7 protein-coding genes are annotated in these 10,579 nt (G+C 50.1%); all 7 read left to right on the top strand.

Annotation, left to right across the window (positions count from 1 at the left end; all coding sequences use genetic code 11):
* On the top strand, window positions 1-213 hold a 213-nt coding region (locus WKJ04_RS17975; protein ID WP_337881674.1), incomplete at its 5' end, for a KOW motif-containing protein.
* A gap of 126 nt (window positions 214-339) precedes the next feature.
* A complete protein-coding gene (rplK, locus tag WKJ04_RS17970) occupies window positions 340-768 on the top strand; it encodes a 50S ribosomal protein L11 (protein WP_031564148.1) in 429 nt (142 codons plus the stop codon).
* A gap of 3 nt (window positions 769-771) precedes the next feature.
* Entirely contained in the window at window positions 772-1,473 is a 702-nt protein-coding gene (rplA, locus tag WKJ04_RS17965; protein WP_337843698.1) for a 50S ribosomal protein L1, read from the top strand.
* Window positions 1,474-1,791: 318 nt separating this feature from the next.
* Window positions 1,792-2,286, top strand: a complete 495-nt coding sequence (gene rplJ, locus WKJ04_RS17960; RefSeq protein ID WP_337843697.1) for a 50S ribosomal protein L10 — start codon at window positions 1,792-1,794, stop codon at window positions 2,284-2,286.
* Between the two features lie 66 nt (window positions 2,287-2,352).
* The gene (gene rplL / locus WKJ04_RS17955) at window positions 2,353-2,718 is read left to right on the top strand and encodes a 50S ribosomal protein L7/L12 (RefSeq protein WP_337843696.1); all 366 of its coding nucleotides are present in this window, start codon (window positions 2,353-2,355) and stop codon (window positions 2,716-2,718) included.
* A gap of 178 nt (window positions 2,719-2,896) precedes the next feature.
* Window positions 2,897-6,922 carry a DNA-directed RNA polymerase subunit beta gene (gene rpoB, locus WKJ04_RS17950; protein WP_337843695.1) on the top strand — a complete coding sequence of 1,342 codons (4,026 nt, stop codon included), beginning with the start codon at window positions 2,897-2,899 and terminating at the stop codon, window positions 6,920-6,922.
* Between the two features lie 94 nt (window positions 6,923-7,016).
* Window positions 7,017-10,579 (top strand): DNA-directed RNA polymerase subunit beta' (rpoC, locus tag WKJ04_RS17945; RefSeq protein ID WP_337881673.1); only part of this gene is annotated, 3,563 nt, incomplete at its 3' end.

Genomic DNA, 10,579 nt, shown 5'->3' with positions numbered 1-10,579 from the left:
CTGAACCGTCTGCAAGACAATGCCGACAAGCCAAAACCAAAAACACTGTTCGAAGCGGGCGAAGTGGTTCGGGTGACCGAAGGTCCATTTGCCGACTTCAATGGTGTGGTGGAAGAAGTGGATTACGAAAAGAGCCGCGTGAAAGTGTCGGTTCTGATCTTCGGTCGTTCTACTCCGGTTGAACTGGAGTTTGGTCAGGTCGAAAAAGCTTAACGGTCAAAAAACCGTTGTCACGGGCCGCTGGTTAAAATATAATCGCGGCCTTTTTTAACGTCAGGGGAGCCGTTTGAGTAAGTGTCCTCGCACTTACGAGGCTAAGACCCTATAAAGAGGTGAAACATGGCTAAGAAAGTCACGGCACTTGTAAAATTACAAGTTAAAGCTGGTATGGCAAACCCGTCACCACCAGTTGGTCCAGCATTGGGTCAACACGGTGTGAACATCATGGAATTCTGTAAAGGCTTCAACGCCCGTACAGAGTCTCTGGAAAAAGGCATGCCAATTCCAGTCGTGATCACTGTATACAGTGACCGCTCATTTACATTCGAAACCCGCACCCCTCCAGCCTCATTCCTGTTGTTAAAAGCAGCGGGTCTGAAAGGTGGTTCAGGCCGTCCAAATACACAGAAAGTCGGTAAAGTGACTCGTGCTCAGCTGGAAGAGATCGTAAAGATCAAACGTGCTGACCTGACCGCTGCTGACGATGAAGCGGCAGTTCGCACCATCGCTGGTACTGCTCGTTCAATGGGCTTAGTGGTAGAGGGTTAATCGATGGCTAAATTATCAAAACGCGCTAAATTAATCCGCTCTAAGGTAGATTCTACTCGTGAGTACGGTATCAATGACGCAGTTGCTCTGTTAAAAGAGCTGGCAACCAGCAAATTCGTTGAGTCTGTTGACGTTGCAGTAAACCTGGGTATCGACGCCCGTAAATCTGACCAGAACGTACGTGGTGCTACTGTACTGCCTCACGGTACTGGCCGTACTGTTCGTGTTGCTGTGTTCACTCAGGGTGCAAACGCTGAAGCTGCTAAAGCTGCCGGTGCCGACATCGTTGGTATGGAAGACTTAGCTGAGCAAGTGAAGAAAGGCGAAATGAACTTCGACGTAGTAATTGCTTCTCCAGATGCAATGCGCGTTGTAGGTATGCTGGGTCAGATCTTAGGTCCACGCGGCCTGATGCCAAACCCAAAAACTGGTACTGTAACGCCAAACGTTGCTGAAGCTGTGAAAAACGCTAAAGCAGGTCAGGTTCGTTACCGTAACGACAAGAACGGTATCATCCACTCTACCGTTGGTAAAATTGACTTCGACGCTGACAAGATCAAAGAAAACTTGGAATCTCTGCTGGTTGCACTGAAACGTGCTAAGCCATCAGTGGCCAAGGGTACTTACATCAAGAAAGTGACTCTGTCGACCACTATGGGTGCAGGTATCGTTCTGGATCAAGCGTCTTTAGACGCCAAGATCTAATAAAGCCGTTTAATTAAGCAGCTTTACTTGAGCGCGAGGTTAAATTATAATCTCGCGCTCTAATTTTCGGGTAGAAGCTGGCTTGAGCGCATTATTGTGTGTAAAAGCAACAGCTTCCGTCCAAGACCGTAGGTGCCGCAAGTTTCAATGAAAGGCGCGGCTTAAAAAGACAAACCTACGCAGACGGTGTGTTAGCCCCAGAAAGATTCCAATCCTTCTGGTCTGCCACCGTAAATCGCGCGTTGAACAACTTCGGTTGAACAACGATGTGTAGGCAACCAGACAATTCAGTCTGGATGAACCAGGAGTTAAAAGCCTATGGCTATTAAGCTTGATGACAAAAAAGCAATTGTTGCTGAAGTTCAGGAAGCTGCCAAAGGTGCTTTGTCTGCGGTAGTCGCAGATGCTCGTGGTGTCACTGTAGGCAAAATCACTGAGCTGCGTAAGCAGGCTCGTGACGCTGGCGTATGGATGAAAGTTGTCCGTAACACGCTGGTTCGCCGTGCAGTAGCTGGCACCGAATTTGAGTGTCTGAATGACGCGTTCGTAGGTCCAACTCTGATTGCATTCTCTAAAGAGCACCCAGGTGCTGCAGCGCGTATCTTCAAAGATTTCGCGAAAGAGAACCAGAAGTTTGAACTGAAAAGCGCAGCCTTCAATGGCGCCGTAGTCAGCGTAGAAGTGCTGGCCTCGTTACCAACTTACGACGAAGCTATCGCTCGCCTGATGAGCACTATGAAAGAAGCAGCAGCCGGCAAACTTGTCCGTACAATTGCCGCAGTTCGCGACCAAAAGCAAGAACAAGCCGCCTAATTATCAGGCAGGTTGGTTTTTAAAGTTTAATAGGGTATACGCCCACTTAGTTTAGGAATCTGAGAAATGTCAGTGACTAAAGAGCAAATTTTAGACGCTATCGCAGCAATGTCTGTAATGGAAGTTGTTGAACTGGTTAGCGCTATGGAAGAAAAATTCGGTGTTTCAGCTGCTGCTGCTGTTGCTGTAGCTGCTGGCCCAGCTGCTGCTGTTGAAGAGCAGACTGAGTTCACTGTAGTTCTGGCCGCTGCTGGCGCCAACAAAGTAGCTGTTATCAAAGCAGTTCGTGGCGCAACTGGTCTGGGTCTGAAAGAAGCGAAAGATCTGGTTGAAGCTGCTCCAGCTCCAATCAAAGAAGCTATCTCTAAAGACGAAGCTGCAGCTCTGAAGAAAGAGCTGGAAGAAGCTGGTGCTACTGTTGAAGTTAAATAATCTAGTTAACTCTAGATTAGTCGCCTGATTTCAGGCTAGGCTGGTGGTGAAATAACCACCGGCCTTTTTGCGCTGTGGGACTTTGATTTTCCCCGCCCCTTATGTAGCCATAGTGGCCGCATAAACCGCCGCCCCGCGAGGGTAGGTAGGGTAAAAAATCAGCAAGCTGAGGAACCCCATGACTTACTCTTATTCTGAAAAGAAACGTATCCGTAAGGACTTCGGTAAACGTCCATTGGTATTGGATGTGCCTTATCTGCTGTCGATTCAGATTGAATCATTCAGCAAATTCATCGAGCCGGATCCAGAAGGTGAATACGGTTTAGAAGCCGCTTTCCGTTCTGTGTTCCCAATCAAAAGCTACTCAGGTAGTGCAGAGCTGCAATACGTCAGCTACCGCATTGGTGAGCCGGTTTTTGATGTAAAAGAGTGCCAGATCCGTGGTGTGACTTACTCAGCACCGCTGCGTGTAAAACTGCGTATGGTGTTATTTGATAAAGAAGTGCCAGGCACCATCAAAGACATCCGTGAGCAAGAAGTTTACATGGGCGAAATCCCACTGATGACCGAAAACGGTACCTTTGTTATCAATGGTACTGAGCGTGTTATCGTTTCACAATTACACCGCAGCCCAGGTGTGTTTTTCGACCATGACCGTGGTAAGACACACAGCTCAGGCAAGGTGTTATACAATGCTCGCGTCATTCCTTACCGTGGCTCCTGGTTAGACTTTGAATTTGATGCCAAAGATAACCTGTTTGTCCGTATCGACCGTCGCCGCAAACTGCCAGCCACTATTTTGTTACGTGCGCTGGAATTAAGCACTGAAGATATTCTGAGCACCTTCTTTGAAAGCACCCGTTTTGAAATTAAAGACGGCAAGCTGTTTATGGAAGTGGTGCCAAACCGTCTGCGCGGTGAAACCGCAGCCTTTGATATCAAAGACAACGATGGCGAAGTGATCGTAGAAGCCGGCCGTCGTATTACTGCCCGTCACGTCCGTCAGCTGGAAAAAACCGGCATGACGTTGATGGATGTACCCCATGAATATGTGGTAGGTCGTGTCCTGGCGAAAAATTATGCTGACCGTTCAACCGGAGAGATTATTGCCGAGGCGAACGCAGAGCTCACACTGGAGCTGTTAGCCAAACTAGCCAAAGCCGGATATGACAGCTTTGAAACTCTGTATATTAACGATCTGGACCAGGGTTCATACATTTCTGAAACTCTGCGTATCGATCCAAGCAGCAACCGGATGGAAGCGCTGGTAGAAATCTACCGCATGATGCGTCCTGGTGAACCACCAACGCGTGAAGCTGCTGAAACTTTATTTGAAAACCTGTTCTTCTCTGAAGACCGTTATGATCTGTCCACTGTGGGCCGGATGAAGTTCAACCGCCGTGTTGGCTTCGAAGAAGGTTCAGGTGTTGGTATCCTGAGCAAAGTGGATATCCTGGCAGTGATGAAGGTGCTGATTGACATCCGGAACGGTAAAGGCGAAGTGGACGATATCGACCACTTAGGTAACCGTCGTATCCGTTCTGTGGGTGAAATGGCTGAAAACCAATTCCGCGTTGGTTTAGTGCGTGTAGAACGTGCAGTCAAAGAGCGTCTGTCATTAGGCGACTTGGATGCTGTGATGCCACAGGATCTGATCAACGCCAAGCCAATTTCGGCTGCAGTGAAAGAGTTCTTCGGCTCCAGTCAGCTGTCTCAGTTTATGGATCAGAACAACCCGCTGTCAGAAGTGACCCACAAACGCCGTATTTCTGCGTTAGGCCCAGGCGGTCTGACCCGTGAGCGCGCCGGCTTCGAAGTTCGTGACGTACACCCGACTCACTATGGTCGCGTATGTCCAATCGAAACGCCTGAAGGTCCAAACATCGGTCTGATCAACTCGCTGTCTATGTTCGCACAGACCAACGAGTACGGTTTCCTGGAAACCCCCTACCGTCGTATCGATAACGGTATTGTGACAGATGAAGTAGATTTCCTGTCGGCGATTGAAGAAGGTAACTTCGTTATCGCTCAGGCCAACGCTGAACTGGATGCTGATAACCGCCTGGTGGCCGACCTGGTTCCTTGCCGTTTCAAAAACGAATTCACGCTGATGCCAGCTGATAAAGTCCAGTACATGGACGTTGCGCCACAGCAAATCGTTTCTGTTGCCGCTGCACTGATCCCGTTCCTGGAACACGATGACGCCAACCGCGCATTGATGGGTTCAAACATGCAACGTCAGGCCGTTCCTACGCTGCGTTCAGACAAACCTCTGGTAGGTACTGGTGTTGAGCGTGTGGTAGCGAAAGACTCTGGTGTCACAGTGGTCGCTAAACGTGGTGGTGTAATCGATTATGTCGACGCCAGCCGTATCGTGATCAAGGTTAACGAAGAAGAGATGGTCGCTGGTGAAGCGGGTATCGATATCTACAACCTGACTAAATACACCCGGTCTAACCAGAACACCTGTATCAACCAACGTCCTTGTGTAAACAAGGGTGAACCCATTGAACGTGGTGATATTCTGGCCGATGGTCCTTCAACGGACCTGGGTGAACTGGCGCTGGGTCAAAACCTTCGCGTGGCGTTCATGCCGTGGAATGGTTACAACTTCGAAGACTCGATTTTGTTATCTGAGCGTTTAGTTCAGGAAGACCGTTTAACCACTATCCATATTCAGGAACTGAGCTGTATTGCTCGTGATACCAAGTTAGGGCCTGAAGAAATCACTGCCGATATTCCAAACGTCGGTGAATCAGCTCTGTCCAAACTGGACGAAGCCGGTATCGTGTACATCGGTGCTGAAGTGAAGGGTGGTGACATTCTGGTCGGTAAGGTGACACCAAAAGGTGAAAGCCAACTGACGCCGGAAGAAAAACTGTTACGTGCGATCTTTGGTGAAAAAGCCTCAGACGTGAAAGACAGCTCTTTGCGTGTACCTAACTCTGTTACTGGTACAGTGATCGATGTTCAGGTATTTACCCGTGATGGCGTTGAGAAAGACAAACGTGCCCGCGAAATCGAGGAAATGGAAATCAAACAGGCCAAAAAAGACCTGAATGAAGAATTCCGTATCCTGGAAGAGGGTATTTTCTCTCGTATCCGTAACCTGATCGAAAGCACTGGTGTTGACCGCGCCAAGCTGAACACTATGCGTGGCGACGCGCTGTTAGGCTACAGCCTGGCAGACGAAGACAAGCAAAACGATCTGGAACAGTTATCTGCTCAGTACGAAGAAATTCGTATCGAATACGATAAGAAATTCGAAGCGAAGCGTCGCAAGATTGTTCAGGGCGATGACCTGGCTCCAGGCGTGCTGAAGATCGTTAAAGTGTATCTGGCCGTGAAGCGTCGTATTCAGCCTGGTGACAAGATGGCGGGTCGCCACGGTAACAAAGGTGTGGTTTCTACCATTGTTCCTGTGGAAGATATGCCATATGACGAAAAAGGTCAGCCAGTAGATATAGTTCTGAACCCGCTGGGTGTTCCGTCGCGGATGAACATCGGTCAGATCCTGGAAACACACTTAGGCTTAGCGGCCCGTGGTATCGGTGACAAGATTGACGCCATGATCAAAGACCAGAAAGAAATCGCGGAGATCCGTGACTTCCTGAAGAAGGTCTATGCGCTGGGTGAATCCCGTCAGGAAGTGGATATCGAAAACTTCACTGACGATGAAGTACGCCGTCTGGCAGAAAACCTGCGTAAAGGTTTACCTGTAGCCACGCCAGTGTTTGATGGCGCCAAAGAAAGCGAAATCAAGCAACTGCTGGAGCTGGGTGACCTGCCAAGCAGCGGTCAGATCACGCTGTACGATGGCCGTACCGGTAATACCTTCGAGCGTAAGGTCACTGTGGGCTACATGTACATGCTGAAACTGAACCACTTAGTTGATGACAAGATGCACGCCCGTTCGACCGGCTCCTACAGCCTGGTCACGCAGCAGCCTCTGGGTGGTAAAGCGCAGTTCGGTGGTCAGCGTTTCGGTGAGATGGAAGTGTGGGCTCTGGAAGCATACGGCGCGGCGTACACGCTGCAAGAGATGCTGACAGTGAAGTCAGACGACGTGAATGGTCGTACCAAGATGTACAAAAACATCGTGGACGGTGACCACCGCATGGAGCCTGGCATGCCAGAATCTTTCAACGTACTGATGAAAGAAATCCGTTCGCTCGGTATCAACATCGAATTGGAAGAGGAATAACCGGCAGCCGCTCTGCAAACGCAGAGCGGCTTCTGCCTCAGCCGGTGCTTGAAGCACCTATTGAAAAAGGTTAACCCTCTGACAGGAGAGTAAAGTGAAAGACTTATTAAAGTTTCTGAAACAACAAACAAAAACTGAAGAGTTCGATGTGATCCGTATCGGTCTGTCTTCACCAGACATGATCCGTTCCTGGTCGTTCGGCGAAGTGAAAAAGCCTGAGACCATCAACTACCGGACTTTTAAACCAGAGCGTGACGGTCTGTTCTGTGCGCGTATCTTTGGCCCGGTGAAAGACTATGAGTGTCTGTGCGGTAAATACAAGCGCCTGAAGCACCGTGGTGTGATCTGTGAAAAGTGTGGCGTTGAAGTCACGCTGACCAAAGTGCGCCGTGAGCGCATGGGGCACATTGAACTGGCGAGCCCAACAGCGCACATCTGGTTCCTGAAATCTCTGCCAAGCCGGATCGGTTTACTGCTGGATATGACGTTACGTGATATCGAGCGCGTGCTGTATTTCGAAAGCTATGTAGTCACAGAACCAGGCATGACTTCTTTAGAGCGTCGTCAGATGCTGACTGAAGAAGAATACCTGGACGTGCTGGAAGAGCACGGTGACGAGTTCGAAGCCAAAATGGGTGCAGAGGCGATCCTCGACCTGTTAAAAGGCATTGACCTGGCCACAGAAATCAAACAAATGCGTGAAGAGTTGCCAACCATCAACTCTGAAACCAAACGTAAAAAAGTCAGTAAGCGTCTGAAACTGATGGAAGCTTTCCACACTTCTGGTAACAAGCCAGAGTGGATGATCATGACGGTACTGCCAGTATTACCACCGGATTTACGTCCTCTGGTGCCACTGGATGGTGGCCGTTTCGCCACTTCAGATCTGAACGATCTGTACCGCCGTGTGATCAACCGGAACAACCGTCTGAAGCGCCTGCTGGACCTGTCTGCGCCTGATATCATCGTCCGTAACGAAAAGCGTATGTTGCAGGAAGCTGTAGACGCGCTGCTGGATAACGGCCGTCGTGGTCGTGCCATCACCGGTTCGAACAAGCGTCCGCTGAAATCTTTAGCCGACATGATCAAAGGTAAGCAGGGTCGTTTCCGTCAGAACCTGTTGGGTAAACGTGTCGACTATTCAGGCCGTTCGGTAATCACCGTTGGTCCTACTCTGCGTTTACACCAGTGTGGTCTGCCGAAGAAGATGGCTCTGGAACTGTTCAAACCGTTCATCTATGGCAAGTTGGAAGCCCGTGGTTTAGCGACCACCATTAAAGCTGCCAAGAAAATGGTGGAGCGCGAAGAAGGCGCCGTATGGGACGTTCTGGATGAAGTGATCCGTGAGCATCCGGTACTGCTGAACCGTGCACCAACACTGCACCGTCTGGGTATCCAGGCCTTCGAACCAGTTCTGATTGAAGGTAAAGCCATTCAGTTGCACCCGCTGGTGTGTGCTGCGTACAACGCCGACTTCGACGGTGACCAGATGGCGGTTCACGTACCGCTGACCCTGGAAGCTCAGTTAGAAGCCCGTGCGCTGATGATGTCGACTAACAACGTTCTGTCGCCTGCGAACGGTGAACCAATCATTGTTCCTTCTCAGGACGTTGTATTGGGTCTGTACTACATGACCCGCGATGCCATCAACGCCAAAGGCGAAGGCATGTTGTTCAAGAGCCCGAAAGAAGCGGAAAAAGCCTTCCGTGCCGGTGTGGCCAGCTTACATGCCAAAGTAAAAGTTCGTATTACTGAAGTGACTTTGCAACCGGATGGCAGCAAAACCTCTGCGACTGCCGTCAAAGACACAACAGTGGGCCGTGCCATTCTGTTCTCTACACTGCCGGAAGGCTTGGCCTTTGACTCTGTCAATCAGGCGATGGGTAAGAAGCAGATCAGCCGCCTGTTAAACGGTTCATACCGTCGGATCGGCCTGAAAAACACTGTTATTCTGGCTGACCAAATCATGTACACCGGTTTCCACTACGCGATGCTGTCTGGTGTTTCTGTAGGTATTGACGATATGGTCATTCCTGCTGCCAAGGTAGACATCATTTCTGCTGCGGAAGCAGAAGTCGCTGAAATCCAGGACCAGTTCCAACAAGGTCTGGTAACAGCCGGTGAGAAGTACAACAAGGTTATCGACATTTGGTCAACGGCGAACGAAGCCCTGTCCAAAGCGATGATGGACAACTTGTCGAAAGAACAAGTGGTCAACCGCGATGGTGACACTGTCACTCAACCGTCATTTAACTCTGTTTACATGATGGCCGACTCTGGCGCCCGGGGTTCACCGGCTCAGATCCGTCAGCTGGCAGGTATGCGTGGTCTGATGGCGAAGCCAGATGGCTCCATCATCGAAACACCAATTACCGCTAACTTCCGTGAAGGTCTGAGCGTACTTCAGTACTTCATTTCGACACACGGTGCCCGTAAAGGTTTGGCGGATACCGCACTGAAAACAGCGAACTCAGGTTACCTGACCCGTCGTCTGGTTGACGTTGCACAAGACTTGGTTGTGACTGAACACGACTGTGGCTCGACTGAAGGCATCATGATGAAACCACTGATTGAAGGTGGTGACGTTGTAGAAGGTCTGCGTGAGCGCGTGTTAGGTCGTGTGGTGATCGGTGATGTGGTCGTTCCTGCCACTGGTGAAGTGCTGGTTGAAGACGGCACTATGCTGGACGAGAAGCTTTGTGACCTGATTGAGAAGAACTCAATCGACGAAGTTTATGTACGCTCAGTTATTACCTGTCAGACCAATTTCGGTGTTTGTGCCAAGTGTTACGGCCGTGATCTGGCCCGTGGCCACCTGATTAATCCGGGTGAAGCTATCGGTGTTATCGCCGCTCAATCGATCGGTGAACCAGGTACACAGTTAACGATGCGTACATTCCACATCGGTGGTGCGGCATCACGGGCTTCTGCAGAAAACAGTGTTCAGGTGAAAAATGCCGGTACTCTGAAGCTGCACAACGCCAAAACTGTTCGCAACACTGACGGTAAGATCGTTATTACGTCACGTTCTGCAGAAGTGACAGTATTTGACGAGCAAGGCCGTGAGAAAGAGCGCTACAAGCTGCCATACGGTTCTGTGCTGACTGTGGACGACAACACCACTGTGACTGCTGGTCAAATCGTGGCGAACTGGGATCCGCACTCTCACCCAATCATTGTTGAGCGTGGTGCCAAGGTGTCGTTCAGTGATGTAGACGACAGCAACACTGAGGTACAGCAGGATGACCTGACAGGTTTAAGCCGCACTGTGGTGAAAGACTTGTCTAAAGCCAATGCGAAAGAGCCGAAACTGATCCTGGAAATGGACGATGGTGCGCTGCAGGAAATCCGCCTGCCAAGCTTTACGACCATCGAAATTACCGATGGTCAGAAGGTAAGTCCTGGCACTGTACTGGCGCGTATTCCTCAGGAAGGTTCGAAAACACGTGACATCACCGGTGGTCTGCCTCGCGTTGCTGACTTATTCGAAGCCCGTAAACCAAAAGACCCTGCCATTTTGGCGGAAATCTCTGGTGTGATCAGCTTCGGTAAGGAGACCAAAGGTAAACGTCGTCTGGTGATTACACCGGAGCAAGGTGATTCTCATGAAGAGATGATCCCGAAATGGCGTCAGGTCAACGTGTTTGAAGGTGAACG

The sequence above is a fragment of the Rheinheimera sp. genome (genome assembly GCF_037442345.1).
GTDB lineage: Bacteria > Pseudomonadota > Gammaproteobacteria > Enterobacterales > Alteromonadaceae > Pararheinheimera.
The sequence above is the reverse complement of the archived record's forward strand: the minus strand, read 5'-3'. Positions and strand labels throughout refer to the sequence as shown.

Excerpts from the sequence above, each read along its gene's own strand:
- rplK (WP_031564148.1), top strand. The coding sequence starts at position 340 with ATGGCTAAGAAAGTCACGGCACTTGTAAAATTACAAGTTAAAGCTGGT.
- rplA (WP_337843698.1), top strand. The coding sequence starts at position 772 with ATGGCTAAATTATCAAAACGCGCTAAATTAATCCGCTCTAAGGTAGAT.
- rplJ (WP_337843697.1), top strand. The coding sequence starts at position 1,792 with ATGGCTATTAAGCTTGATGACAAAAAAGCAATTGTTGCTGAAGTTCAG.
- rplL (WP_337843696.1), top strand. The coding sequence starts at position 2,353 with ATGTCAGTGACTAAAGAGCAAATTTTAGACGCTATCGCAGCAATGTCT.
- rpoB (WP_337843695.1), top strand. The coding sequence starts at position 2,897 with ATGACTTACTCTTATTCTGAAAAGAAACGTATCCGTAAGGACTTCGGT.